Source organism: Thermus scotoductus DSM 8553 (assembly GCF_000381045.1).
GTDB classification, from domain to species: Bacteria; Deinococcota; Deinococci; order Deinococcales; family Thermaceae; genus Thermus; species Thermus scotoductus.
The window spans coordinates 1-26325 of the sequence record NZ_KB905735.1; the positions used below are offsets into that span (position 1 = coordinate 1).

Genomic DNA, 26325 nt, shown 5'->3' on the forward strand with positions numbered 1-26325 from the left:
CGGCGGCCAGGCGGACCATGGCGGCCCAGAGGCGGGTTTTCTTGTGGGTCTTCGGGTCCAGGGAGAGTTCCAGCAGGAGCCGGTCCTCCTCAGGGGTCAGCTGGATCTGAAGAGGGGCTGCCATGTTGACATGATAAGGGGTTGGCACTTAGCTAGTAGGGTAGGGGCCAGGTGCGGAAGTAGTTGCGCATCCTTCCCCAAAGCCCCACCAATCCCAGGGGTTCCAGGATCAGAAAGGCCAGGATGAGGAGGCCGAAGGCCACGTTGCGCCAGGCGGCCAGGGTGGCGGCGTACTGGGGGCCAAGGGCCCCCACCAGGCTGTTCAGAACCTCAGGGATGAGGAGGACGAAGAAGGCGCCCAAAACCGCCCCCAGCACCGTGCCCGCCCCCCCTACGATGACCATGGCCAGGTACTGGATGCTCACCGTGAGGGGGAAGTACTCGGGGGTTACCGCCTTGTAAAGCTGGGTCAAAAGCCCCCCCGCCACCCCAGCGTAAAAGGCGGAAAGGGCAAAGGCCATGAGCTTCACCCGCACCAGGTCCACCCCCGCCACCCTGGCGGAGAGGTCGTTGTCCCGCACCGCCATGAAGGCCCGTCCTGCCCGGGTCATGAGGAGGCGTTTTCCGTAAAAGAAAAGGGGAAGGGTAAAGAAGAGGACCAGGTACCAAAGCTTCTCCGGCGTGTCCAATGCGAGGCCGAAAAGCTCTGCCGGGGGTAGGGTCCTTCCCCGGATACCCCCGGTGACCCCTTCCCAGTTCTTGAAGACGTAATCGGCCAGGAACTGGAAGGCCAGGGTGGCGATGGCCAGGTAGACCCCCTTGATGCGCAAGGAGGGAAGGCCCAGAACCAGACCCAAAAGGGCGGCGATTCCCCCTCCCAGGAGGATGCCCAGGAAGGCCAAAGGGCCGTAAAGGTGGCTTGCGGTGTAGGCGCCTACCCCCATGAAGGCGGCATGCCCCAAGGAGATCTGTCCCGCACCGCCCACGAGAAGGTGGAGGCCCAAGGCGCTTAAGGCGCCAATGGCCACCAGGGTGGCCACGTACATGGGGTAGGGGGAGAGAAGGAAGGGTAGGAGCACGAGAAAAAGCAGGAAAACCCCCAAGGCCAGACGCCCCAAGGGCGTGCTGGCGTAGGCTTCGTCCTCCCGGTAGGTTTCCCGCACCGCCCGGGCGAAGCGGCGGCTAAAGGCATCGGTAAGCTGTTTGCTAAGAGGGTACATCCTAGACCTCCTGCACCTCTAAGGTGGCCTCGAGCCTCCCTTCTCCTTCCAGGTAGCGGATGGGAAGCACCACCTCCACCCTTCCGCCCTCGCCGTAGAGGGCCTGGATCACCGGGCCGTAGCGGGCCTCCACCACCTGGCGGCGCACCTTGCGGGTACGGGTGATCTCCTCGTCGTCGGGGTGGAGCTCCTTGGGAAGGATGGCGAAGCGCTGGATCTTGAGCTTTTCGGGAAGGGTCTGGTTCACCATGCGGATCTCCTCGGCGATCAAGGCCTTGACCTCGGGCCGTTCCGTGAGGGATAGATAGGTGGTAAAGGGAATGCCCCGTTTCCTGGCCCAGTTCTGCACGTTTTCCGGATCCAGCTCGATGAGGGCCGTGACAAAGGGTCTTCCGTGCCCCAGCACCACGGCCTCGCGGATATAGGGGGAGTATTTCAGGCGGTTTTCCATAAACTGTGGGGCAAAGCGGGTCCCATCCGCAAGGGCACCCACCTCCTTCACCCGGCCCAGGATCACCAGATGCCCCCTTTCGTCAAAGAAGCCCGCATCCCCGGTGCGGAAGAAGCCATCCTCGGTGAAGCTTTCCTCGGTGGCCTTCTCCTGGCGGAAATAGCCCTGGAAGACCTGGGGCCCCTTGACCTGGATCTCCCCTTCCTCGCTGATGCGCACCTCCGTGTGGGGCAGGGGTGGTCCCACGGTCTCCGGCGGGGCATCCCCGGTGGTGTGGGCGGTGGTGGCGGCTGCGGTTTCCGACTGGCCGTAGACTTGGCGGATGTCCAGGCCTAGGGCCCGGAAGAAGGTGAAGACCTCGGGGCCTAAAGGGGCACCCCCGGTGACGGCGATGCGGCAGGCGGCAAGGCCTAGCCTGGCCCTTAGGGGCCTGGCGATGAGGGGGTAGAAGAGGGCCCGCTTTAGGTTGAGCCAAAGGCTCACCTTCTCCCCCCGGAACTCGCGGCTCGCCCCTTCCAGAAGGGCTCCCATCCCCACGCGGTAGAAGAAGGCCTTCAGGAGATCGGCATCCACCATGCGGCTTTGGATGAGGCTGGCCATGTCCTCCCAAAGCCTCGGGGGGGCCAGGAAGAAATCGGGCTGGACCTCTTTCAGATCTTCCCGGAGAGTGGTGGGGTCCTCGGGGAAGTGCACGGTGGATCCTTCCACCAGGCCTTGCACCACGGTGAGCATCTGTTCCCCGATCCAGGGGAGGGGCAGGTAGCTGAAGACCCAGGCCCCTTTCTGGAAGCCCAGGGCTTCCCGCAGGGCATAATGGCCGGCGAGAAGATTCTGGTGGGAGAGCATGGCCAGCTTGCTCCTCCCCGTGGTGCCCGAGGTGGGGGCGAGGAGGGCCACCTCCTCGGGGCGGCGCTTTTTCAGGGCTTCCTCGCCCACCCTGGGATCCCCGAAGGCCTGGCTGAAGCGCCGCACCTTGCCCTGGAAGTGACGGGACATCCCCGCCTCCTCCCAGACCAGGACGAACTGCACCAGGTGCAGGTGCGGGTAGACCTTGTCCAGCTGCTCCTCGTCGGAGACCACGATGCCCTTGGCCCCGGTGAACTCCAGGAAGTAGCCCACTTCCTCGGGCATAGCGTCCGCGTAGATGCCCATGGGCAAGGCTCCCAAGGCTTGGGCAGCCAGCTCGGCCTCCACCCACTCGGGGGCGTTGTGCCCAAGAATGGCCAGGACCTCACCTTCCCCCAGGCCCAAGGCCCATAACCCCCCGGCCAGGCTTAGGGTGCGGTCCAAAAGGTCCTTCCAGGAGGTCTTCTGCCAGACCCCAAGCCGCTTCACCCTAAGGGCTGGGGCCTCTGGCTCCCGGCTAGCATGCTGGTACAGGTAAGCGAGCAACGTTCCTTCCATGTTTCCTCAAGGTCAGCCTGCATGGGCTTACTACGCCTGCCCCAGATAGGCCTCCGCCACCTTGGGGTCCTGGCGTACCCCTTGTGGCGGGCCATGGTAGAGCACCTCTCCGTAGGAGAGAACCAAGACCCTGTCGGAAAGCTCCAAAACGGCCCTTAGGTCGTGTTCTACCCAAAGAAGGGTTACTCCCCATTCCTCCTGGGCATCCAGGAGGAAGCGGGCCAGGTCCTGCTTTTCCTCGAGGGACAGACCGGCCATGGGCTCGTCCAGGAGGAGGAGTTTGGGCCGACTGGCCAGGGCCCGGGCCACCTCCACCCGCTTTTGCAGCCCGTAGGGAAGCATGCCCGCAGGGGCGTGGCGGAAGGGGGAGAGGTGGAGGTAGTCCAGAACCTCCTCGGCCCAAGCCCTAATCTGCCATTCCCGCTGGGCCCGGGGGAGGGCCAGGGGGTAGGTGGACAGGGCTAGCTCGGCCCCTAGCTTCACGTTATCCAAAACGCTCATGCCCCGGAAGATCTCCAAGCCTTGGAAGGTGCGGGCCAGGCCCATCCGGGCCCTTTCCTGGGGGCTTTTCCCCCGGAGGTTTTGGCCCAGGAAGGTTACCTCTCCCTCGTCGGGCTCGTACACCCCGGAAAGGACGTTCAAGAGGGTGGTTTTCCCTGCCCCGTTGGGCCCGATCACCGCGAAGAACTCCCCCTCAGCTACGCGGAACTCCACCCCCACCAGGGCCTTGACCCCCTTGAAGGCGAGGTGGAGGTTCTTGGCCTCGAGGATCACACCCATCGCTTCCTCCTGCGGTAGCGCTTGGACTGGCGGAAGCCCACCTCTTCCTTGCCCAGGTAGAACTCCAACACATCCTGGTCCTCCTGGGCAGCTTTGGCATCCCCCTCAAACACCACCCGGCCCCGCTCCAGCACGTAAACCCGGTCCACGATGGAGAGGGCCGCCCGGGCGTTTTGCTCCACCAAGAGGAGGCTCAGGTTTTTCTCCCGCCTTAGGGCCTCCAGGGTGCGCATCACCTCTTCCACCAGCTTGGGGGCGAGGCCCAGGGAAGGCTCATCCACCACCAGCACCTTGGGCCGGGTGAGAAGGGCCATCCCCAGAAGGAGCATCTGCTGCTCGCCCCCCGAAAGGTAGCCCGCCTGCTCGTGGCGCCTTTCGTAAAGCCGGGGAAAGCGGGCGAAGACCTCCTCCATGCCCTCTTTGAGCTCCCGTGGGGAAAGGCGGTGTCCCGCCGCCACCAGGTTCTCCACCGGGGTCAGGTAGCGGAAGATGGGGCGCCCCTCGAGGACCGCGGTAAGCCCAAGGCCCGTGATGCGCACCGGGTCCAGGTGGGTGGTGTCCTCCCTGAAGAGGCGGACGTGCCCGTCCAGCACCCGCCCTTCAAACTGGGATAGCAGGCCGGCTACGGCCCGCACCAAGGAGCTCTTGCCGGCCCCGTTGGGGCCCAACAGGGCCACCGCTTCTCCCTCCCTGACCTCCAGGGAGACCCCATCCAGGGCCAGGATCACCCCCCGGTAGACTACCTTGAGGTTCTCTACAGCTAGGATCATGCTTTGGCAACCTCCATGCCCACGGAGTTTGGAGAAGGGTTCTCCCTGGGTTCCCACCCTGGCGTCAGCCAGGGCGGGGTGGTGTCACGCCCTCTCAATCTGCCGCTCGCCCAATAGCCCATAGGGCCTCACCAGAAGGACCAGGAGCACCACCACGAAGGGCAGGGCCTCGGTGAAACCGGGAAGGAGGGGTTCCAGATAGCGCTGGGAGAGGGCCTCGAGGACCCCAAGGATCAACCCCGCCAAAAGCGCTCCCCCCACCGAGTCCAATCCCCCCAGGATGGCCACGGGGAAGACCTTTAGTCCCAAGAAGACCAGGTTGGGCCCTACCCCGCTGGCCGCAGCCAGAAGGGCCCCGGCGAGGGTGGCCAGGAGGGCGGAGATCCCCCAAACTCCCGCCAGGATGCGGGCGGTGGGGATGCCCAGGGCCAGCGCGGCCACCTCCCGCTCGGAGATGGCCCGGACCAGGATGCCGTAGCGGCTCCGCCTTAAGGCGAAAAGGAGGCCCAAGCCCAGGGGCAGGGCCAGGAGCAGATTCCAGACGGCCCGGGAGGAGACGAAAATTCCCCCAGCCTGAAACCCCAGGTTGGGGAGGCTTCCGGAGAGGTACTTGAGGTCCGGACCCCAAAGGAGCTGCACCACCCCGTCCAAAGCGGCCGCCAGGCCGATGGTGGCCATGATCACCGCCACCACGCTCCTGCCCAAAAGCGGTCGCACGAAACCCCGTTCCACCAGGAGTCCAAAGAGGAAGGCGAGGGGCAAGGCAGCCAGTATCGCCAGGGGTAAGGGGAGGAAGAGGGCGAAGGTATAGGTCAGGTAAGCCCCCACCAGGAGGAACTCGCCGATGGCGAAGTTCACCACGCTGGTGGCCCGGTAGACCAAGACGAAACCCAAGGCCAGAAGGCCGTAGAGGGCTCCGTTGGCTAGGCCGCCGATGAGATACGGTAGAAGGTCGGGCATAGGCGTGTTGGGCTGCCCCCAGGCACGGGAAGCCTGGGGGCGGAACAGGGGTCAGGCCAGCTTGATCCAGTCGGTGATGGCGTTGAAGCGCCCGTCCTTCACGCTGGCCCGGTAGAGCTTGGTATAGGGGAGGCGGTGGTTCACGAACTGGAAGCCCCGCGTTAGGCCCATGGCGTTATAGTCCCCGATCTTCTCCAGTTGCTCCACCAGCCCGGCCCGGGTGAGCTTTCCCGCCTGGGCTGCCCGGCGCATGGCCTCGGCGATGGCCAAGGCCACGGCCACGCTCCCCATGTAGTAGGTGGGCCGGTAGGAGGTGTCCCGTCCCTTTTTCTGGCGGAACTTCCTTAGCTCGTTCACCGCCGGCACCAGGGTGTCGTACCAGTAGGCGTTGTGGTAGGTCACGGTGAAGCCCTCGGCGGCGGGGCCTGCCCGCTGGATGAGGGCCAGCTCTGCCGAGTAGTAGGTGCCCATGAACTGGGCCCTTAAGCCTTGCTCCCTGGCGGTGCGGAGGATCAAGGGTTCCGCGGAAAGGACGTAGCCCTGGAGGATCACGAAGTCGGGATTGGCCCGGCGCAGGTTGAGGACCACGGGGGTGGCGTCCGTGAAGGCCGGGGGCGTGACTTCCTCGTGGACTATCTCCATCCCTAAGGCCTTGGCCCGCTCCTTGGCGTAGGGGATGGGATCGCGGCCGAACTCCGTGTTGGAGTAGACCAAGGCGATGCGGGCCCGGCCCTTTTGCAGGCGTATCTGGCGTAGGAGGGCCTCCATCATGTCGTTGTACGTGGGCCCGAAAACGAAGATGGTGGGGTAGGTCTTGGGATCGGCCAGCTCGTTGGCGAAGCTGGTGGCGGAGTAGGGAAGGCCCATGCGGGCGATCTCCGGGGCCAAGGCTTTGGAGAGCCCCGTGGAGTCCCCGTATACGAAGAGGAGCTCATCGGGGCGTTCCCGGGATACCACCCGGTTGAAGGCGGCCGTGCCCTTGGCCACGTCGTAGCCGGTATCCTCCACAATGAGCTCCAGCTTGCGGCCACCCACGCCCCCCAGGACCTCGTTCACGTAGTCCACCCCATCCACGAAGCCTTCGCGAGAGGCGTTACCTGCAAAGGCGAAGGGTCCTGTGAGGGGAAGGAGTGTGGCCAGCTTCACCGGTCGAGCCTGGGCGGTGGCGATATAGGGCATGCCCACCGCGGCCAATGCACCTACACCCAGCTTCTTCAAAAACTCCCTGCGCTTCATCGTACGCCTCCTTTCGGGTTGTAGTCGGCGAAAAGATACCATGCCCGAAGCCACCCGTCAAGTCCTTCGGGAAGGTCTAGGATGAAAGCATGCGTTGGCACACCGTTTACCGCCGCTTTGTCCTGGGCCGCCACTACCGCTTTGCCCGCGAGGCCCTGGTGCCCCATTTCTTTGATGCCCTGACCGCCTACGCCATGGAGCTTTCCCGGTTGGGCATTCCCAGGGCGGAGGAGGCGGTGGCGGCCCTAAGGGAACTCCGTACCCTTCCGCTTCCCAGCTTCACCGGTGAGGTGGAGGATGTCTTCTTCTCCATCTACGCCCAGCTTTCCGAGCACTGGGGGGAGGAGGTGGCGGGGGCCATACGCCGGGGGCTATCCCGGAACGACCTGGACCTCACGGCCTTTCGCGCTTACCTGAGGGACCGGGTGTTGGCCTTGCTGGGGGATTTCCTCCGCCTGCGGGAGGTGCTTTTGCGGGTGGCGGAAACCCATGCTGGGGTTCCTCTGGTCCTGCGCACCCATCACCGGCCGGCCCAGCCCTCCACCCTGGACCATTACCTTCTGGGGGTAGCGGCCCTTTTGGAGAGGGATTTCCGCCGCCTGAGGCAGGCTTTGGATACCTTGGACCGCTGCCCTTTGGGGGCCAGTGCCCTGGCGGGGAACCCCTATCCTGTGGACCGGCGGCGGCTCGCCGCCCTTTTGGGTTTTGCGGGACCGGTGGAGAACACCTTGGATGCCGTGGCCTCTGGGGATTATGCCCTGGAGCTGGCCTCGGCCCTGGCGGGACTGGGCACCAGCCTCTCCCGTTTCCTCACCGACCTGCTGGCCCTGGCGGAGCGGGGGGCCTTCGTGGTAGGGGAGGGGTTGGCCCAGGGTTCCAGCTTTATGCCGCAAAAGCGGAATCCCGTGGTGCTGGAGCACGCCCGCATCTATGCGGGCCAGCTGGTGGGTGGAATGGGTACCTTAGCTTTCCTAAACCACAATACCCCCTTCACCGACTTGAACGACCACTCCACGGGGGTACTGGAGCCTTTGACGGCCCTTTTGGGAAGCGCCGAGGCGGCGTTGGAGCTTACCCGGGTGGCCCTCGAGGAAAGCCAGTTTGAGCCAGCCCTCCTCCTGGAGGAGCTCTCCCCGGAGGTCCTGGCCTCGGAGGCGGTGGACCTGTTGGTGCGCAAGGGGGTGCCCCTTGCCGAGGCGTACCGGCGGGTACAGGGCGCCCTACCCGGGGTCCGGCCCGAGCTCTTAGGGGTGGAGCGGGAGGAACTCATCGCCTGGATGAGCCTCGAGGGCTTTTTCGCCCGCCGGGAAGTCCTGGGGGGTGTGGGGCCCAAGGCCCGGGCGGAGGCGATGGCCCGGGCCAGGAAGCGGCTTAAGGAAGACCGGAAGGCCTTAGTGGCCCTGAGGGCTCGGGTGCGCCTGGCCAGGCGCCTGTTGGCCAAAGGGCCTGAGGGTTTCCAGGCGGAGGAAGGCGAGAAGGCTACGGATCAGCAGGGGCAGGTAGAAGGCCAGGAGCACCAGGAAGAGCCCCGGGGCTAGGAGGTACAGGAGCCCGCTTCCCCCCATGACCAAGGCGAACCAGGCGGGGTGAAAGAAACGAGCACTCATACCCCCCATCATCTGATAGGGGTGGGGGGTATGTCAACGGGTGCGGAAGTATTCCACGGTGAGCCGGATGCCCTCCTGGAAACCCACCTCGGGCCGCCAGCCGTGGGCCATGAGCTTCAAGGGAGAGAGCACGCTTCTTTCCAGATCACCGGGACGCGGAGGGGCTGGGTTGACCTCTGGATGCTTACCGGCGGCCTCGGCCACCGCCAGGAGGACCTCCTGGGTGGTGTGTCCCTCCCCCGTTCCCACGTTGTAGATTCCCTCCAGACCCTTCAGGGCCAGGTTGTGGGCCCGCACCACGTCGGCCACGTAGATGTAGTCCCGCACGCACCCCTCGTCCCCGGGGGTCCTTCTGGCGTAGAGGGTGACCGGTTCTCCCTTGAGGATCCTTTCCGAGAAAATGGCCACCACCCCGGCCTCCCCGTGGGGGTCCTGCCGGGGGCCATAGACGTTGCCGTAGCGCAGGGACACCCACTTGAGCCCGTAGTTTTGCCCGTAGGCGGAGAGGTAGTGCTCAAAGGAGGCCTTGCTGGCGGCATAGGGGCTTTTGGGTTTGGGGGGCCAGGTTTCCTCGGCCCGTTCCCCTTCGGGAACCTCCCCGTAGATGGCTCCCCCGGTGGAGGCGAAGACCATTTTCTCCGTCCCCCACTTTCGCATGGCCTCGAGGAGGTTCAAACCGCCCAGGAGGTTCACCTCGAAGTCCAGGGTGGGGTTATCCACGCTTACCTTCACCGAGGCCTGGGCCGCCTGGTGGGAAACGTGGGTGGGGCGGAACTCCCTAAAGACCCTTTCCAGGCTTTCCTTGTCCCTGAGGTCCACCTTGTAGAAGTAGATGCCTTTGGGGACGTTTTCCCGTCTGCCCGTGGAGAGGTTGTCCAAGACCGCCACCTCCACACCCTCGCGCACCAGGCTTTCCGCGATGTGGCTACCGATGAAACCTGCTCCGCCCGTTACCAATACGCGCATGCATATCCTCCCCAACCGCCCGTAGCAGGGCGGGGTAAACCGCCTCCATCCTATAAGGCCCTCGTCTGGGGATTAGCCGATTTTGACCTCGGGCTCATTCCCAGGCCGCCACTTGATGGTGCAGCCGATGGCGGGAGCCTCCTTAAGGGGTGGCTCCTCCCCCCTGAGCAGGGCTTCGATGGCGGCCTCGAGGTCATGGCTTTGCACCTGCTCCGGGAACTTGGGGCTGTCGTTGACGCGGCCGTGGTAGCGGAGCAGGCGCCTTTCGTCAAAGAGGAAGACCTCGGGGGTGCGCAGGGCCTTGTAGGCCTTGGCCACCTCCTGGGTTTCGTCCAGAAGGTAGGGGAAGAAGATGCCGTACTCCTTGGCGAACTCCACCATCTTTTCCGGGGCGTCGTCGGGGTAGCGCTCGTAGTCGTTGGGGTTGATGCCCACGAAGGCTACCCGGCCCCGGTACTTCTCCGCCAGGCTCACGATCTCCTGGATGGAGCCCTTCACGTAAGGGCAGTGGTTGCACATGAAGATCACGGCCAAGAGGGGTTCCTGGAACTGGGAAAGCCGGTACCGTCCTCCCCGCGGGTCGGGAAGCTCGGCGTCGATCAAGGGGCTTCCTAGGGGTAGCTCCGGGTACTGCAGCATGGCGCCATCTTACCGCAGGGCCCAGGCGGGGGACAATAAGTCCCCGGCTCTCCAGGTATCATGCCCCTATGCGGGGGCTTACCTCACAGGAGGCGCAAAAACGCTTCGTAGAATACGGCCCCAACGCCCTTCCGGAAAATCCCTCTGAACCCCTTTGGCAACGGTTCCTGCACCAGTTTCAAAGCCCTCTCATCTACATCCTCCTCTTTGCTTTGGCGGTGGACCTGGGCCTTTGGCTCTATGAGGGAGCCCAGGGGCTTCCCCTGGAGGCCTTGGCCATTCTGGCCATCCTGATCCTCAACGCTACCCTGGGTACCCTGCAGGAGAAGCGCTCCGAGGAGGCCCTTAGGCGTCTTAAAGCCCTGGCGGAGCCCATGGCCTGGGTCCTCCGAGATGGTCGCTTCCAGCACCTCCCCAGCCGGGAGATCGTGCCCGGGGATGTGGTGCGCCTGGAGGCAGGGGACCGCATACCGGCAGATGGGGTGCTCCTGGAGGCCAGCGGGGTCTTGGTGGATGAAAGCCTCCTTACCGGGGAAAGCGTTCCGGTGGAGAAGAGGGTAGGGGACGAGGTCTTTTCCGGCACCCTGTTGGTGCGGGGAAGGGCCCTAATGGAGGTAAGCCGTACCGGCCTAAGGAGCGCCATGGGCCGCATCGCGGGGCTTCTTTCGGAGATGGAGGAGGAAAAAACTCCGCTGGAGCGGCGCCTCGAGGCCTTTGGCCATCGGGTGGCCCGCTGGGTGCTGGTCCTCGCCGCGGCCCTGGTGGTTCTGGGCTTTCTGGTGGAGGGCCTTTCCGGCAAGGTCCTCCTCTTCGCCGTGGCCCTGGCGGTGGCGGCGGTGCCTGAGGGGCTTCCTGCGGTCCTCACCCTGGCCTTGGCCCTGGGGGTAGAGCGGATGGCCCGCCGCAAGGCGGTGGTGCGGCGCCTTGCTGCGGTGGAGGCCTTGGGGAGCGTCACCGTTATCGCCACCGACAAGACGGGTACCCTCACGGAGAACCGCATGGAGGTGCAAAAGGTGGTGGGGCCGGACCCCCAAAGGGCCCTTCTCGCCATGGTCCTTTGCAACGACGCCGACCTGGAAACCGGGGCGGGGGACCCCTTGGAGATAGGCCTTTTGCGTTATGCAGCGGAGCACCTGGACGTGAGGCGGGTCCGCCAAGAAAACCCCAGGCTTTCCGAAAGACCCTTTGACAGCGCTTGGAAGTACATGCGGGTTACCACGCCCCAGGGTAGCTTCCTCAAAGGGGCTCCCGAGGCCCTTATCCCTCGCCTTGCTCTAAGCCAAGAGGACAAGGCTTCCCTTTTGGAACAGGCGGAAGCCTATGCAAAGGAGGGCTTTCGGGTGCTGGCCCTAGCCCATGGTGAGGGTGAGAAGGAAGAGGAGTTAAGTTTTCTTGGCTTTGTCCTCCTCCTGGATCCTCCCCGCCCGGAGGTGCCGGAGGCGGTGGCCCAGGTTTTGAAGGCGGGGGTCAGGGTGGTGATGGTGACGGGGGACCATCCGGCTACTGCCTTGGCCATCGCCCGTAAGGTGGGCATTCCTGCCGAAGTGGTGGCCACCGGGGAGGAGATAGGGGAGCTCTCCGATGAGGAGCTTCTTGAGGTAGACGTCTTTGCCCGGGTCAAGCCGGAAGACAAGCTGAGAATCGTGGAGGCTTTCCAGAAGGCTGGAGAGGTAGTGGCCATGACCGGGGATGGGGTGAACGATGCCCCGGCCCTCAAGCGGGCGGACGTGGGGGTGGCCATGGGGCAAAGGGGATCGGACGTTTCCCGGGAGGTGGCGGACCTGGTTCTCATGGATGATAACTTCGCCACCATCGTGGCGGCCATTGAGGAGGGGCGGAGCATCTACGAGAACATCCAGAAGTTCATCCGCTTTCTCTTCTCCACCAACCTCTCTGAGGTCTTGGTGGTGGCCTTGGGGATGGTGTTCGCCGCCCTTTTAAACCTGAGGGACGGAGCGGGCCATTTGCTCCTTCCCCTTACCGCGGTGCAGATTCTCTGGATCAACCTGGTGACCGACGGCCTTCCTGCCCTGGCCTTGGCCTTGGACCGTAATCCCCGGGTATTGGAGCGGCCGCCCAGGCCCAAGGACAGCCCCCTTTTGGACGCCCCCTCCTTGCGGTTCATCCTCCTCACGGGAACCATCAAGGCCGCCTTTGCCTTGTTGCTTTTGGCCCTTCTGCCGGGATGGGGACGGATCCAAGCCCCTTTAAGTGCCACCGAGGTGGCGCGTACCGCCACCTTCCACTTCATGACCCTGGGCCAGCTCTTTTTTGCTTACGCTGCCCGGCACACGCACCTGATACCCCTTCCAAACCCTTACCTGCACGGGGCGGTGGCTCTGGGCATCCTGATCCAGATCCTTCTCGGCACCCTGGCCCCTGGGGTGTTGGAGGCGGTGCCGGTTCCGGTATGGGTCTGGGGATTGGTTTTGGCGCTTGCCCTCTTGGCTTGGCTCATGGCCGAAGGGGTGGACCGGTTAATATGGCGGAAGGAGGCTAGGCGATGAAGGCAAGGGATGCCATGACCGGCCCCGTGGTGAGTACATCCCGAAACCACCCTGGCAGAGGTGGCCCGGCTTATGTTGGAAAAGGGTTGGTCACCACCTTGCCCGAGGCCACCGTGACCCTGGCCGCCGCCCGCCTGGGGGCGGTGGACCTGGCTTTGGGCAACGTGCTGGGGAGCGTCATGTTCAACACGTTTCTTCTCTCCTATGCCGATCCCCTGTTTCCTGGCCCCCTTTTGGCCCAGGTGGAGGGAAGCCACCTTTTCAGCGTCTTGGTCCTCTTGGGTATGGCGGGGACGGTGCTTACGGGGCTCATGTACTAGAGCCTGAGGAAGCTTTGGGTTTTGGCCTACGACTCCTGGGCCATCCTGGTCCTTTATCTACTGGCGGCCTCGCTGCCCCTGGTGCGGTAAGGGACCACCAGGACCGGCTTGGGGCTACGGCGGACCACCTCCTGGGTCACGCTACCCAAAAGCATTGCGTCCAGCCCCGTGCGCCCATGGGTGGCCATGACCAAAAGGTCGTGCTTTTCCGCCTCCTTCAGGATCACCTCTGCCGCCCGCCCCTCCGGGAGATGGGCTTCAAACCCCACCCCCATTTCCTCCGCCATGCGGGTTGCGCGGTCCAGGGCGGCTAGGCCCTCCTTCCGCATATCGTCCACCAGGGCCTGGTAATAGGGCAGGGTTTCTGGGCCTAGAAGCAGCCTGGGTCCCAGGGGCTCCAGTGCGTAAAGGAAGGCCACCTTTGCGCCCAAGGCCTTGGCCAGGCGGAGGCCTTCTTGCACCCCGGCCTCGGCAGCCGGGCTACCGTCCGTGGGTAAGAGGATGCTTTGGTACATGGTCTACCCCTCTATGACCACGGGCAGGATTACGGGGTCCCGACCCGTGGCCTTCTTTAAAAACTTCTTTACCGGGAAGTAGATGTCGTCGCGGATGCGCTCCAAGGGTTTTTTCTCCCGCACCCCGTTTTGCAGGGCCTCGAGGGCCATGCGCTTCACCTCGCCCAAAAGCCGCTCCCCGGCCTTGACAAACCCCCGGGACACCACCTCCACCACCGGGTCCTGGCTCGCTAAGGCGGTGATGACCACGATTCCCTCCTCGGCCATGTGCTGGCGGTCGACCAGGATCTCCTCGGTGATGTCCCCAACCCCCAGGCCGTCCACATAGAGGACCCCGGAGGGCACCTGGCCCACCTTCTCAAAGGTGTCCCGGGTTAAGCGGTAAATGGCCCCGTTCTCCCCGATGAGGGTTTTCTCCGGGGGGCGGCTCATGGACTCCGCCAGCCACTTGAAGTTGGTCTGGTGGCGCACCTCCCCGTGCCAAGGGAGGAAGAAACGGGGGGTGGTGAGGTTCAGGATGAGCTTGAGCTCCTCTTGGGAGGCGTGCCCCGAGGCGTGAACCTTGTAGGTAGGGGGGTAGAGGACGTAAGCCCCCAGGGCGTAGAGCCGGTTGATGACCCGGTTCACCGCCTCCTCGTTGCCGGGGATGGGGCTACTGGAGAGGATCACCGTGTCCCCGGGCTTGATGGCCATCTTGGCGTGGCCTTCAAAGGCCAGGCGGTGGAGGACGGACATGGGCTGCCCCTGGCTTCCCGTGGCCAGGATCAGCACCTGGTGGTCGGGGAGGTCCTTGACCTCCTCCAGGGTGTAGAGGCGGTCCTTCACCTTGAGGTAGCCCAGCTCCATGGCGATGCGGCTGAACCGCACCATGCTCCGCCCCTCCATGGCCACCTTGCGCCCGTACTTCTCCGCCGCCCAGATCACCGCCTGGATGCGATGGATGTGGCTGGCGAAGGTGGTGACGAAGACCCTGCCCGGGGCCCGGCCGATGACCCGGTCCAGCTCCTTGGCGATCTCCATCTCGCTCGGGGTGTAACCGGGGCGCTCGGCGTTGGTGGAGTCGGCGATGAGGAGCAAGACCCCTTCCGCCCCCGCCTGGGCCACCTTGGCCAGGTGGGAGAGTTTACCGTCTATGGGGGTGGCGTCCAGCTTGAAGTCCCCGGTGTGCACGATGGTGCCGACGGGGGTGCGGATGACCAGACCGGAGTTATCGGGGATGGAGTGGGTCATGCGGAAGAGGTCCAGGGTGAAGTAGCGCCCCACGCTGATGCGGTCATCGGGGGAGATCTCCTTGAGGTTGAAGCTTCCTGACCTCAAACCGAACTCTTCCAGCTTCCCCTTTAGGAGGCCCAGGGTGAGCTTGGCCCCGTAGATGGGCACCTGGCTTTCCTTTCCGAAGACCATGGGGAGGATGAAGGGAAGCCCCCCGATGTGGTCCTCGTGTCCGTGGGTCAGGATCCAGGCCTTGATGAGGTGCCGGTTTTCTATGAGGTAGTCCACCCGGGGGATGAGGAGGTCCACCCCGGGCATGGCTTCGTCGGGGAAGGCAAGCCCCCCGTCCAGCACGAAAATCTCGTCCCGGAAGCGGAAAACGGTGATGTTCTTGCCGATCTCCCCCATCCCCCCTAGGGGAATGATCTCCACATAGTCCTTGCCCTCTCCAAGGCCCAGGGAAGCGGCGTCCGATGGCCTTCTGCGCCGTCTTTTCCTTGGCTTGCGTTCTTTGTTTTCCATAAACCTCCCATCTCCCCGGCCTGGCCGGGATCTTGCCCTAAGGAAAACCCCCCAGGGCTAGCTGCGCCGCCTGGGAGGGATCTTGCCCTCCAGCTCGGGCCGGATCAGGTCGATCTTGCCCCGCTCGTCGATGCGGTGCACCTTGACCTTGATCACGTCCCCCACCTTCAAGTGGTCCTCCACCCGCTCCACCCGGCCGGGGGCGATCTGGCTGATGTGAAGGAGCCCTTCGGTGCCGGGGAACAGGCTCACGAAGGCCCCAAAGGGGGTGATCTTGGTGACGGTACCCTCGTAGATCTCGCCCACCTTGGCCTCCAAGGTGAGCTCCTCTATGCGCTTCTTGGCCTTCTGGGCCGCCTCGAGGTCGCTGGAGTAGATGCGCACCGTCCCGTCCTCCTGGATGTCCACCTCCACCCCAAGCTCCTCGAGGGCCCGCACGTTCTTCCCCCCGGGCCCGATGACGAGGCCGATCTTCTCCACCGGGACCTTTAGGGAGAGGATGCGGGGAGCGAAGGGTTTGAGCTCGGGGCGTGGGGCAGGAAGGACGCTTTCCATGAGGTCCAGGATCTTCATGCGGGCCTCACGGGCCTGCATAAGGGCTTCCTTCAGCACCTCCCGGGGAAGCCCACCCACCTTGTTGTCCATTTGCAAGGCGGTGACCCCTTTTCGGGTTCCCGCCACCTTGAAATCCATGTCCCCCAGGGCATCCTCCAGTCCCAGGATGTCGGTGAGGATCACCGCCCGCTCCCCCTCCCACACCAGACCCATGGCCACCCCGGCCACCGGGGCCCGGATGGGTACGCCGGCATCCATCAAGGCCAGGCACCCGGCACAGACCGTGGCCATGGAGCTACTGCCATTGGACTCCAGCACATCCCCCACCACCCGGATGGTGTAGGGGAAGGCCTCTTCGGGAGGCAGGACCGCCTTGAGGGCCCGCTTGGCCAGGTTTCCGTGGCCTATCTCCCGGCGGGAAACCCCCCTCAGGCGCTTGACCTCCCCGGTGGAGAAGGGGGGGAAGTTGTAGTGGACCAGGAACTTTTCCGTTTCGTCAATCCCCAGGTCATCGATGATCTGCTCGTCCCGTCCCGTGCCCAGGGTGACGGTGCCCAGCACCTGGGTCTCCCCCCGGGTGAAGACGGCGGAGCCGTGGGTGCAGGGCAGGACGTCCACCTCGATCCAGATGGGCCGGAGGTCCTTGGGTGTGCGCCCGTCCGCCCGCTTGCCCTCCTCCAGGACCAGCCGCCTGAGTTCCTTGCGCACCACCTCGGCAAAGGCGCTCTCGTAAAGGGGCTTTTTGCTTTCGTCCGGGGTACCGTCTTCCCCCTTCGGCAGGGCCTCGGCCACCAGGGCCTCGGCAAAGGCCTCGAGGGCCCGGCTCCTCTCCCCCTTGCTGGCGGTTTGGAGCACGGCGGAAAGCCCCCGCTCCACGGCCAAGCGGTAGAAGGCTTCCTTCTCCTCCTCGCTGAGGGCCTCGGGTGGGGTCCAGGCCATCTTGGGTTTGCCCAGGGCCCGGGCTATCTCCTCCTGCAGGTCCAGGATGGGCTGCATCTCCCGGTGGGCGAACTCCAGGGCCTGGACCAGCATTTCCTCGTCCACCTCCTGGGCCCCGGCCTCCACCATGAGGATGGCGTCCCGGCTTCCCGCCACCACCAGGTCCAGGGCGCTTTCCGAAAGCTCCTGCAGGGTGGGGTTCAGGACGAACTGCCCCCCAATGAGGCCCACCCGCACCGCGGCCACGGGGCCTTCCCAGGGAATGTCCGAAAGCATGAGGGCGGCGCTGGCCGCCGTGGGCCCCAGGATGTCCGGGGGGTTCTTCTGGTCGGCGGAGAGCACGGTGACGATCACCTGTACCTCGTGCCGGAACCCCTTGGGGAAGAGGGGGCGGATGGGCCGGTCCGTCATGCGGGCGGAGAGAATGGCCTTTTCCCCAGGCCGCCCTTCCCGGCGCATGAAGCTTCCCGGGATCTTGCCCACGGCATAGTGCCGCTCCTCAAACTCCACGGTGAGGGGAAGGAAGTCCGCCTCTATGGGCTCCTCGGAGGCCTGGGCGGTGGCCAGGACCACGGTGTCGCCGTAGCGCACCAGGACCGAGCCCGAGGCCTGTTTGGCGTATTTCCCTGCCTCCAACACCAGGGGGCGGCCAGCCACCTGGGTTTCGTACCTATGGGCCTGTGGGGTGTTGGGTGTGGCTTCCGGCATAGTTCCCTCAAGCGAAAGGCGGAGCCCTAAGGCCCCGCCCCCGACCTGGTTACCAGTTTACTTCCTAAGGCCCAGTTTCTCAACCAGGGCCTGGTGGCGCTCGGGGTCTTCCCGCTCCAGGTAGCGGAGAAGCCTGCGCCTTTGCCCCACCAGCATGAGAAGGCCGCGGTGGGAATGGTGGTCGTGCTTGTGGACCTTGAGGTGCTCGGAAAGCCGGTTGATGCGCAAGGTGAGTAAGGCCACCTGCACCTCGGTGCTCCCCGTATCCCCGGGGAAGCGGGCGAACTCCTCTATGACCTTTTGCTTTTCCTCTTTGCTGATGGGCATCTCTACCTCCGTCAGGGGGGAAGGCGCTTTTGGCCCCTTCCTCCTCGAGGCCCCGAAGGACCTCTATCAGGTTAGGGCCTGGCCCTCCTTCCGTCAAGCAGGAAAAACAGGAGAGCCAAAAGGGCCAGACCCGCCCCCACGCCGAAGGCCAGCTCAGGCCCATAACTTTGCCAGAGAAAGCCGAAGATCAAGCTGGCCGGCAGGAGCAAAACCCCCACCACCGTGTGGTAAAGCCCGATGGCGGTGGCCTTGGTCTCAGGGGGGACCAAGGTGGCCAAGTAGGCGCGGCTTGCCCCCTCGAAGGCGGCGGAGTACAGGGCGTAAAGAAGCAGAAACGCCACACCCCCCAAAGCCGACTGGGCAAAGGCAAAGCCCAGGTACACCAGGGCATAGAGGGCAAAACCCAAGGCCACCACCCGCCTCAGCCCAATGGCATCGGCTAAGCTCCCGAGGGGATAGGAGAGGAGGGCATATATCAGGTTGTAACCCGTGTAGGCCAAGGTTACAGCCTCCTGGGAAAGCCCGAGCTCCTTCAGGCGGAGGAGCAGGAAGGCATTGGAGGATAGGGCCAGGGCAAAGACGCCGGAAACCAGAAGGAAGCGTCGGTAAGGGGAGGGAAGGGTACCCAGGTAGGTGATGCGGAAGGGGGAAGGCGGGGCCTTAACCCCTTGGGGCTTGGCTTCCTTTACCCAGAAGAGGGCCATGAAGGCTAGAAGGGCCGGTATGGCGGAGATCCAGAATACCCCCCGGATTCCCAGATGCGGTAGAAGGAGAAAGGCCAAAAAGGGCCCCACGGTGGCCCCCAGGGTGTCCAGGCCCCTGTGCAAGCCGTAGGCCCGGCCTAAGGCACCCCGGTCCACACTCTCTGCCAGGAGGGCATCCCGGGGAGCGGTGCGCAAGCCCTTGCCCGTCCGGTCTAGGAAGCGGTAGAGACGTGCCCAGGGGTTTGGGCGAGGGCCAGGATAGGGCGGAAAAGGGCGGGCAGGCCGTACCCCAAGAGAAGGAGAGGTTTTCGCTGGGCCAGGCGGTCGGAGATCCCTCCGCCCACCACCTTGAAAAGGCTGGCGGTGGCCTCGGCGATGCCTTCTACCAGCCCAAGAACACCTGCGCCTGCCCCCAGGCTGGTTAGGAGGAGGGGCAAAAGGGGATAGACCATCTCGCTGGCCACATCCATGAGGAAGCTGACCAGGCCCAGCAGGTATACCTGGGGAGGGAGTCTCATGGTCGGTGGCGGAAGTAAAGCCAAAGGAGGAAGGGCTCAGGGAGGACCATCATCACGGATAAAGGGTCCAGGGGGGCGGGGGAAAGGAGGGCTGGGCCTAGGGGGGTGAGGAAGGGGAGGGGTAGGGTGCGGGTGACCAGGAAAAGAAGAAGGAAAACCGCCGAAAGCCCAACCCCCACTCCCCAGACCAGGGGGGCGAAGGCGGGGTCCTTACCGGGATACATGAGGCGAAGGACCCAAAGCACCAAGGCGTAGGTTACCTTCAAGGCCAGGAGGACCAGGAAGAGCTGGCCGTAAAGGTAGTACTCGTTCACCAAGCCGTACATGACCGCCTCAGCTTCGGAAACCCCCAGGGCGCTTCCGCAAAGCCCCTGGCCCAGCTTATCCCCCAAGCCCAGTCCCAGAAATTGCAGGAAGAAGGGAAGGAGGGAGAGGACCACCGCCCAAGGGAGACTCCTACCAGGGATAAACCCCACGCCCATAGCCTTTTCCTTTGTGGCAAAAAGGTCAAGGGCCGGAAGTCTCCGGCCCTTGCACCACCCATGATCTACCAGAGGCGCATCCCCGGCACCGGGTTCAGGTTGCTGAAGAGCTGCACCAGGGTGGGGCCATAGGCCAGCACCACCAGGATCACCGCCACCAGGAACCAGAAGCCGATCCGGTCCATGGCCTGGACCAAGGGACGGTCCTCGGGGCCGGAGATGACCTCGGCGAAGGGCACCGGGGCCTCGGCCAGCTCTGCCTTGCGCTCCCGGCCCAGAAGGACGCTGAAGAGGCCGTAGATGAAAAGGAGGAGGGCCACCAGCAGGATGATGCCCGCCAGGATGTTGAAAACCATGGGAAGGGCGGCATGGGTGTAGGCATCCGGCACCTGGGCGATGTAGGACCGACGGGGCACGTTGAGGAGCCCCTGCCAGTGGAGCCCCAGGGCCATGACCATCATGCCGATGAACCAAAGCCAGACCACTGCCAGGCCCAGCCGCCTCTGCCCGTCGGAGATGGGCTTGCCAGTGAGGTTGGGGATGAGCCAATAGAGGGAGCCCATGGCGGTGAGGGTGACGAGGCCCGCCACCTGGAGGTGGAAGTGGCCGGGAATCCAGGCGGTGTTGTGGACCACGTAGTCCAGGGTGAAGCTGGCGTTCACGATACCCCCCGCCCCTCCCGGGATGAAGCCCAGGAGGCCCAGGACCGGGGCCACGAAGGCGGGGTTGTCCCAGGGGAGGGTTCGGATCCAGCCCAAAAGCCCCCTGCCACCCCGCATCCTGCCGGCGAACTCCAGGCTGGCGGCAATGGTGAAGGCAGTCATCAAGCTGGGAACGGCTACGAATATGGTGAGGACGGAGTGGATCATCTTCCAGGTGGGATCGATCCCAGGGTCGGCGAACTGGTGGTGGAACCCCACGGGGGTGGAAAGGAGCAGGAAGAGCAGGAAGGCCAGGCGGGCCATGGGATCGGAAACCAGCTTGCCTCCCGCCTGCTTGGGCAGCACGGTGTAAATGAGGGCGTAGGCGGGCATGAGCCAGAAGTAGACGATGGGGTGGCCCGTCCACCAGAAGAGGGTGCGGGCAAGAAGGGGATCCGCACCTTCCACCAGGCCGAAGGACCAGGGCAGGAGAATGAGGACAGCCTCCAGCACCAATCCGATGGAGGCGATGAACCACATGAGCCAGAAGACCACCGCCATGTAGGTGGCCAAGGGGGTCACCTTGCCGGGATTCTGGGCCTTCCAGCGCCGCCAAAGATCCAAGACGAGGTAGATGCTTACCCAGGTGGACAGGACGAAGATGCTGGCCCCAAGGTAGAAGGCCCAGTGGCCTTGGAGGGGAGGGTAGAAGGTGTAAAGGACAGTGGCCTCGTTGGCCAACAAGGGCAAGGCGGCCATGACCAGGCCGATAAAGGCCATCCACCAGGAGAGCCACATAAGCCCCATGTTGGGGCGCATGTTCAGCTCCCTGGCGGGTAGATAAACCATGATGGCCTGGGCGAAGAGCTGGGTAAAGACGATGGCGTTCAGCACCCCGTGCAGGGTCAGGCCCTGGTAGTAGGACTGGACAAAGGGGAGAAGGCGCTTAAGCAGAGGGTAGGCGTCCACGTTCCCGTAGTTCAGGGCCTGGAAGGGGCCGAAAAGGCTCCCGATGATAAGGGCGATGAAGCCCAGGACCAGGAAGTAGAGGGTGGCCTTCTTTTCCGGGTAGGCCTCGTAAACTCGGCTGAAATCAGAGGTACGCACCGCCATGGCTCACTCCTTCACCACGATCTTGCCGAACATGTTTTGATGGCCGAGGCCGCAGTACTGGTTGCAGATGATGCGGTATTCCCCCGCCTTCTTGAAGGTGTACCGCACCGTGGAAACCTCTCCAGGAAGCACTTCTACATTGATGTTGGTGCCTTCCACGTGGAAGCCGTGAATAACATCGGGGCTGGTGATCTTGAAGATGATCTCCGCTCCCTTGGGCACCTCAATGGGGTTGGGCTGGTAGCCGAAGGCAAAGGCCAGGGCGTAGACCGTGTACTGGTTGGGGCCGGTCTGCACCACCGCCTGGGTAGGATCGGCCCACGGGCCTTCTGTACGCACCTTGGTGGGATCAACCCGCTCCAGTTGTCCTGCGGGGATGACCCCGGCGCTGTGGGTGGCCAGGGTGTAGGCGATGAGGGCGATGAAGACCACCAGCATCACCAGAGAAAAGGCCAGCCACCCCTTCTCGTAGGCCAGGATCGCTTTGTGGGCTTTGTGCTCGTCCACCATACCCTACCCCCTAGCGAAAAAGATGGCGTATACTCCCAACCAGAAGACCAGGATGGTGAGGGTAAGAACCACTATCACTCCAATTGCGCCGACCGGTTTTTCCTCCATACCCTTCCTCCCTTACGGCAGGTTGCCGTATACGGGGCCCATGTTAGCCCAAAGCTGAGAAAAGGGTGAAGTACATTTGTCCCTACATGAGAAGGTACTGAGGGAATGAGAGCTCCATGCGAGAAAATAAGGGCGAGGCATCAGGCCTCGCCCCTTGGGAAGGGAGATCCCTAAGTGCTTCCCACTCGGGCCAGCACCTGGCGGCTCACTTCCTTTAGGGTTTCAAAAACTCCTTTACCCTCTGTAGCCACGGCCTCAAAGACAGGAAAGCGCCCTTCGGGGTCCACCACCGCCTGGATCATCTCCACGGGCAGGGCGTCGGGGAGGTCCCGTTTGTTCACCTGGAGCACCACCGGGATGTCCTCCACTTTGAGCCCGTATTCCGCCAGGTTCTCCCGCATGTTGCGCATGCTCTCGGCGTTGGCCCTAAGGCGGTTTGGGGCGGAGTCCGCCACGAAAACGATGCCATCCACACCCCTCAGGATCAGCTTGCGGCTGGCGTTGTAGAAGACCTGCCCCGGCACGGTGTAAAGATGGAAGCGGGTCTTGAAACCCTTGACCTCACCCAGGTCCAGAGGAAGAAAGTCAAAGAACAGGGTGCGCTCGTCCTCGGTGGCCAGGGAAACCATCTCCCCTTTGCGGCCTTCGGGGATGCGGCTGTATATCCACTTGAGATTGGTGGTTTTCCCGGAGAGCCCCGGGCCGTAGTAGACGATTTTGAAGTTGATCTCGCGGTTAGCGAAGTTGATGGTGCTCATGCTAGTTGCCGAAGAGTTCGTCCAAAAGGGCCTTGGCCTCCTCGCGGTACTGGGTGTCCAGGTTCAGCTTGGGTGGGTTGGCCAGGGCTTCCTCGGCCAGGCGGGCCAGGGTTTCCGCCGCCCGCTTCCCGTGGAGCTTGATCTTGCCCAGGGGAGCGTTCTCGTCAAAGACCAGGACCAGGAGGGCCGCCTCGCCGGCTTCGTCCACATAGAGCCCCATGTGTTCCCCTTGGTGCACCACCTCTTGGAAGCGTGCCTCTCCCAGCAGCTTGGCCAGGGCTTGGGTGGCGGCGGCGTTTCCCGCCACCAGGGTGGCCAGGGAATCCAGGGGCGGAGGCTTGGGGGCCCATAGGGCCTCTTTATGGGCCAGGACGAATCCCTTGCGGTCTATGAGGAGGGCGTAGCGGGCCCCGGTTTCCTGAAGAGTGTCTTGCAAAATATCCATGGCCCGCTGGTATAGGGCTCCGTAAAGGACCAGGGTGGGTTCCACCATAGTATGCTCAGTGTACCATGAGGGCTTTTGTGGAGGAGGCCAGGGTGCTTTTGGAGGAGCTGGTGGCCTTGCCCACGGTGAGCGCGGAGGGAAGGGCCCTCGAGGAGGGTGCGGCCAAGGTGGCCGAGGTGCTTCAGGACCTGGGCCTTAAGGCAGAGCTCCATCGGGGTTATGGGCCCCCGGTGGTCTACGCCGAGGGGGGTGAGGGGGAAAGGGTCCTTTTGTTTTACAACCACTACGATGTTCAGCCCCCTGATCCCTTGGAGTTATGGGAAACCGAGCCCTTTCGCCTGGTGGAACGGGACGGCCTCTGGTATGGCCGAGGTACCCACGACGATAAAGGGGAGCTGGTGGCCAGGGTCATGGCCCTGCGCTTATTCCGGGAAAAGCACGGCTTTCTTCCCCGGGTGAAGTTCGTGGTGGAGGGGGAGGAGGAGGTGGGAAGCCCCCACCTGGCGGACTACGTCCGGGATAAAAAGGACCTCCTGAAGTCCGGGGCCATCGTCTGGGAGGCAGGGGGGGTGGACGCCAAGGGGCGCCCCTACCTGTATGCGGGCCTTAAGGGCATCGTGACCCTCGAGCTTCGGGTGCGCACCGCTGCCTTTGACCTGCATTCCTCCTACGGGGCGGTGGTGGAAAACCCCATTTACCGCTTGAGCCGGGCCATCGCCAGCCTGCGGGATGAGGAGGGAAGGGTCCTCATCCCGGGTTTTTACGACCGGGTCCGCCCCCTTTCGCCCAAGGAGATGGAGGTGCTGGCGGAGATTCCCGATGAATCGGAAGCCCTGAAGGAAGCCTTTGGCGTGCGGGACTTCCTGGGCGGGGCCAGGAACCTGGAGTTCCATCAGCGCCTTTATGCGGAGCCCTGCGTCAACGTGAACGGTTTCCACTCGGGGTATGGCGGCCCGGGGTCCAAGACGGTCTTGCCCGCTGAGGCCTTCGCCAAGCTGGACTTCCGCCTGGTGCCCGACCAGGACCCTGAGGAGATCCCTGGGCTTTTGAAGCGGCACCTCGAGGCCCAGGGCTTCCACGACGTGGAGGTGGTGGTCCTGGAGAAGGGAGAGCACCCGGCCCGCTCGGATCTTTCCCATCCCTTCGTGGGCATGGTCCAAAGGGCTTTGGAAGAAGCCTTTGGGGCGAAGGCGGTGCTTTACCCCAACATGGCGGGGTCCGGTCCCATGCATCCTTTTCTGCACCACCTGGCAGCCCCGGCGGTGGGACTGGGGGTGGGGTATCCGGGAAGCCGGGTCCATAGCCCCAACGAGCACATCCGCATCCAGGATTTTGAGCGGGGCACCTTGGCCCTTCTTCGGCTTTTAGAGCTTTACTTCCTTGGGCGCTAGTAGGGGGTCTCATCTGCTAGGCTCTTAGGGGTATGCGTCTGGTCTTTGGCGAGCGCGATACCCCTTACGAGGAGGCCCGGGTGGTGGTCCTGCCCGTGCCCTACGACCTTTCCCTCTCCTTCTTGCCGGGGGCAAGGCGGGGCCCTGAGGCCATCCTCTTGGCCAGCCGGGAGCTGGAGCCCTTTCTCTTGGAGCTTGGAGTAACCCCGGAAGAGGTGGGCATCCATGCCGCAGAGCCGGTTCCCTGGGTGGCGGGAAGCGCGGAGGAAAGCCACGCCTTGATCCGGGAGGCGGCCCTTGGCCACCTGCGGGCGGGCAAGTTCGTGGTCTCTCTTGGGGGCGACCATTCCATCACCCATCCCCTGGTCCAGGCCCACCGGGAGGTCCTGGGGGAGTTTTCCCTTCTCCAGATGGATGCCCACGCCGACCTTTACCCGGTGTGGCAGGGTTCTATTTACTCCCACGCCTCTCCCTTTTACCGCCTGGTGGAGGAAGGGTTCTCCTTGGTCCAGGTGGGGATCCGGGCCATAGACCAAGACTCCTTGGCCTGGGCCAGAGGGAAGGGAGTTGCCCTTTTCCCCGCTCACCGCCTGCACCGGGAGGGGCTTCCTATAAGGGAGATCCTGGAGGCCTTGGGGGAAAGGGTGTATATCAGCCTGGACTTTGATGCCCTGGACCCCAGCGTCATGCCCAGCGTGGGTACCCCCTTGCCCGGAGGGCTTACCTACCGCCAGGTGGTGGACCTTCTGGAGGCGGTTTTCCGGGAAAAGGAGGTGGTGGGCATGGACTTCGTGGAACTATCCCCCACTGGCCAGTTCCACGCGGAGATGACCGCGGCCCAGTTGGTCTATCACGCCATAGGTCTAAAGGGTCTACAGGCCGGCTGGCTCGAGGCTCACGGCTAAACCACCTTCTCCCCTGGCCTTGGCCCTTATCCTGGGGTGGTGGTTCGCTGGATCCTGGGTCTGGGGTTGCTCCTCCAGGGGATGGGGCAGGCCCAGCCCCTCACCATTCCTGACCTCTGGAAGAGGACCTACGGGGAAGGGGGGTTCCGGATAGAGAAGGTCCTGGAGGAGAAATCTCGTTTCAGCCGGGTCCAGTTTTCTTACCTTTCCGATCATCTCCGGGTCCACGGCTTTGCCAACGTGCCCAAGGGCAGGGGCTCGTTCCCCGTGGTGGTGGTGCTCCACGGGTACGTGGAGCCGAGCCGCTATCGGCTGCTGGCCTACACTACTCCCTACGCCGACTTCCTGGCGGAGGAAGGGTATCTGGTACTGCATCCCAACTACCGGGGCCACCCGCCTTCCGAGGGGAAGCCGGCCACGGGCCTGCGCCACGCCTACGCGGTGGATGTGCTGAATCTATTGGCCGAGGTGCGCAAGGGCGTCCTGCCCCAGGCGGATGGGAGGCGCATCGGCCTCTTCGGCCACTCCATGGGTGGGGGGATTGCCCAGGTGGTGGCCCTGGTGGATCCCCGCCTGAAGGGTGTGGTGCTTTACGGGAGCATGAGCGGGGACGAGAGGCGGAATCTGGAGCGGATCCGCTACTGGTCGGGGGGTACTCGAGGCCAGGAGCTTCTCACCCTTCCTCCCAAAACCCTGGCGGAGGCTTCCGCCTGGACCTACCTGGAGAGGGTTGCCGTGCCCTTCAGCGTCCACCATGGCATCCGGGACGCCCAGGTGCCCCCGGAGTGGTCATGGGAGCTTTGCCGAAGGCTTAAGTCCTTGGGGAAGCCAGTGGAGTGCTTCAGCTACCCGGCGGGCCACCTCTTCCGCGGTCCGGTGGACCAGGCGTTCCGCCAAAGGGTTCTGGCCTTTTTCGGACGGGTCTCGCGGTAACCTTGGGCCATGCAGGCCTTCTTTGAGAACCTCGAGGCCCTCTTCTTCGCCCTTGCCTTCGGGAGTGTGGTCTTTGGCCTTCTAGCCCGCCTGCTGGGGGTGCGGCGCACCTGGCCCTTCTTCCTGCTCGCTGCCCTTTGGCTGGTCCTTGGCTTCCTCCTTCGGTTAGAATAGCCCTT

At 64.0% G+C, this 26325-nt stretch carries 25 protein-coding genes and 3 pseudogenes; 7 read left to right on the forward strand and 21 right to left on the reverse strand.

The window, feature by feature from the left end; translation table 11 throughout:
- The 8 genes and pseudogenes from F604_RS12860 to F604_RS0103895 form a co-directional block, all read right to left on the reverse strand.
- A pseudogene (locus F604_RS12860) lies at positions 1–124 on the reverse strand (IS630-like element ISTth6 family transposase); the annotation flags it as partial.
- Between the two features lie 28 nt (positions 125–152).
- Positions 153–1220: a branched-chain amino acid ABC transporter permease gene (locus F604_RS0103870; protein WP_019550495.1), complete on the reverse strand. Its 1068-nt coding sequence runs from the start codon at positions 1218–1220 to the stop codon at positions 153–155.
- A gap of 1 nt (position 1221) precedes the next feature.
- Positions 1222–3075, reverse strand: a complete 1854-nt coding sequence (locus F604_RS0103875) for an AMP-binding protein (protein WP_015716854.1) — start codon at positions 3073–3075, stop codon at positions 1222–1224.
- Positions 3076–3105: 30 nt separating this feature from the next.
- Positions 3106–3333: an ABC transporter ATP-binding protein C-terminal domain-containing protein gene (locus F604_RS13540; protein ID WP_420804984.1), complete on the reverse strand. Its 228-nt coding sequence runs from the start codon at positions 3331–3333 to the stop codon at positions 3106–3108.
- Positions 3334–3339: 6 nt separating this feature from the next.
- A pseudogene (locus F604_RS0103880) lies at positions 3340–3855 on the reverse strand (ABC transporter ATP-binding protein); the annotation flags it as partial.
- Positions 3846–4622 carry an ABC transporter ATP-binding protein gene (locus tag F604_RS0103885; RefSeq protein ID WP_026328951.1) on the reverse strand — a complete coding sequence of 259 codons (777 nt, stop codon included), beginning with the start codon at positions 4620–4622 and terminating at the stop codon, positions 3846–3848. The pseudogene F604_RS0103880 and the gene F604_RS0103885, both read right to left, overlap by 10 nt.
- A gap of 87 nt (positions 4623–4709) precedes the next feature.
- Positions 4710–5585, reverse strand: coding sequence for a branched-chain amino acid ABC transporter permease (locus F604_RS0103890; protein WP_015716857.1), 876 nt, complete (start codon positions 5583–5585; stop codon positions 4710–4712).
- A 51-nt stretch (positions 5586–5636) separates the two neighbouring features.
- Positions 5637–6821, reverse strand: coding sequence for an ABC transporter substrate-binding protein (locus F604_RS0103895; RefSeq protein ID WP_019550497.1), 1185 nt, complete (start codon positions 6819–6821; stop codon positions 5637–5639).
- Positions 6822–6910: 89 nt separating this feature from the next.
- On the opposite strand from F604_RS0103895, the gene F604_RS0103900 reads away from it, so the two are divergent.
- On the forward strand, positions 6911–8359 hold the full coding sequence (locus tag F604_RS0103900; protein ID WP_019550498.1) for a lyase family protein: 1449 nt from the start codon (positions 6911–6913) through the stop codon (positions 8357–8359).
- Between the two features lie 102 nt (positions 8360–8461).
- Here F604_RS0103900 and F604_RS0103905 read toward each other — a convergent pair whose 3' ends face one another.
- Both F604_RS0103905 and F604_RS0103910 read right to left on the reverse strand, forming a co-directional pair.
- The gene (locus F604_RS0103905; RefSeq protein ID WP_019550499.1) at positions 8462–9394 is read right to left on the reverse strand and encodes an NAD-dependent epimerase/dehydratase family protein; all 933 of its coding nucleotides are present in this window, start codon (positions 9392–9394) and stop codon (positions 8462–8464) included.
- A 72-nt stretch (positions 9395–9466) separates the two neighbouring features.
- A complete protein-coding gene (locus F604_RS0103910) occupies positions 9467–10033 on the reverse strand; it encodes a thioredoxin family protein (protein WP_019550500.1) in 567 nt (188 codons plus the stop codon).
- A gap of 68 nt (positions 10034–10101) precedes the next feature.
- Here F604_RS0103910 and F604_RS0103915 point away from each other — a divergent pair, with 68 nt between their 5' ends.
- Positions 10102–12540 (forward strand): cation-translocating P-type ATPase, encoded by a 2439-nt coding sequence (locus F604_RS0103915; protein ID WP_019550501.1) that lies wholly within the window; start codon positions 10102–10104, stop codon positions 12538–12540.
- 86 nt (positions 12541–12626) lie between these two features.
- Entirely contained in the window at positions 12627–12860 is a 234-nt protein-coding gene (locus F604_RS0103920) for a hypothetical protein (RefSeq protein WP_019550502.1), read from the forward strand.
- A gap of 53 nt (positions 12861–12913) precedes the next feature.
- Here F604_RS0103920 and F604_RS0103925 read toward each other — a convergent pair whose 3' ends face one another.
- From F604_RS0103925 to mglB, 11 genes and pseudogenes are all read right to left on the reverse strand, one after another.
- Positions 12914–13375, reverse strand: a complete 462-nt coding sequence (locus F604_RS0103925; RefSeq protein ID WP_019550503.1) for a universal stress protein — start codon at positions 13373–13375, stop codon at positions 12914–12916.
- A 3-nt stretch (positions 13376–13378) separates the two neighbouring features.
- The gene (locus F604_RS0103930; protein ID WP_019550504.1) at positions 13379–15109 is read right to left on the reverse strand and encodes a ribonuclease J; all 1731 of its coding nucleotides are present in this window, start codon (positions 15107–15109) and stop codon (positions 13379–13381) included.
- Between the two features lie 57 nt (positions 15110–15166).
- Positions 15167–17311, reverse strand: a complete 2145-nt coding sequence (gene pnp, locus F604_RS0103935; RefSeq protein WP_019550505.1) for a polyribonucleotide nucleotidyltransferase — start codon at positions 17309–17311, stop codon at positions 15167–15169.
- A 57-nt stretch (positions 17312–17368) separates the two neighbouring features.
- Positions 17369–17638 (reverse strand): 30S ribosomal protein S15, encoded by a 270-nt coding sequence (gene rpsO, locus F604_RS0103940; protein WP_015716867.1) that lies wholly within the window; start codon positions 17636–17638, stop codon positions 17369–17371.
- Between the two features lie 71 nt (positions 17639–17709).
- A pseudogene (locus F604_RS11870) lies at positions 17710–18860 on the reverse strand (MFS transporter).
- On the reverse strand, positions 18857–19342 hold the full coding sequence (locus tag F604_RS0103950; RefSeq protein ID WP_019550506.1) for a hypothetical protein: 486 nt from the start codon (positions 19340–19342) through the stop codon (positions 18857–18859). Before F604_RS0103950 ends, F604_RS11870 begins: the two are co-directional and overlap by 4 nt.
- A 65-nt stretch (positions 19343–19407) precedes the next feature.
- Complete coding sequence (locus tag F604_RS0103955) at positions 19408–21096, reverse strand: b(o/a)3-type cytochrome-c oxidase subunit 1 (RefSeq protein ID WP_019550507.1); 1689 nt, start codon at positions 21094–21096, stop codon at positions 19408–19410.
- A gap of 3 nt (positions 21097–21099) precedes the next feature.
- Positions 21100–21606 (reverse strand): cupredoxin domain-containing protein, encoded by a 507-nt coding sequence (locus tag F604_RS0103960; RefSeq protein ID WP_019550508.1) that lies wholly within the window; start codon positions 21604–21606, stop codon positions 21100–21102.
- Between the two features lie 3 nt (positions 21607–21609).
- Positions 21610–21714, reverse strand: a complete 105-nt coding sequence (locus F604_RS0103965) for a cytochrome c oxidase subunit 2A (RefSeq protein ID WP_019550509.1) — start codon at positions 21712–21714, stop codon at positions 21610–21612.
- Positions 21715–21884: 170 nt separating this feature from the next.
- Entirely contained in the window at positions 21885–22472 is a 588-nt protein-coding gene (gene mglA, locus F604_RS0103970) for a GTPase MglA (RefSeq protein ID WP_015716872.1), read from the reverse strand.
- 1 nt (position 22473) lies between these two features.
- A complete protein-coding gene (gene mglB, locus F604_RS0103975; protein ID WP_015716873.1) occupies positions 22474–22965 on the reverse strand; it encodes a GTPase-activating protein MglB in 492 nt (163 codons plus the stop codon).
- A 17-nt stretch (positions 22966–22982) separates the two neighbouring features.
- Here mglB and F604_RS0103980 point away from each other — a divergent pair, with 17 nt between their 5' ends.
- The 4 genes from F604_RS0103980 (at position 22983) to F604_RS13010 (ending at position 26320) form a co-directional block, all read left to right on the forward strand.
- On the forward strand, positions 22983–24308 hold the full coding sequence (locus F604_RS0103980; protein ID WP_026328953.1) for a M20/M25/M40 family metallo-hydrolase: 1326 nt from the start codon (positions 22983–22985) through the stop codon (positions 24306–24308).
- A gap of 32 nt (positions 24309–24340) precedes the next feature.
- A complete protein-coding gene (gene speB / locus F604_RS0103985; RefSeq protein ID WP_019550511.1) occupies positions 24341–25213 on the forward strand; it encodes an agmatinase in 873 nt (290 codons plus the stop codon).
- A gap of 81 nt (positions 25214–25294) precedes the next feature.
- Positions 25295–26146, forward strand: a complete 852-nt coding sequence (locus F604_RS0103990) for an alpha/beta hydrolase family protein (protein ID WP_049775662.1) — start codon at positions 25295–25297, stop codon at positions 26144–26146.
- A 9-nt stretch (positions 26147–26155) separates the two neighbouring features.
- Positions 26156–26320 (forward strand): hypothetical protein, encoded by a 165-nt coding sequence (locus F604_RS13010; protein ID WP_015716877.1) that lies wholly within the window; start codon positions 26156–26158, stop codon positions 26318–26320.
- Positions 26321–26325 lie beyond the last annotated feature (5 nt).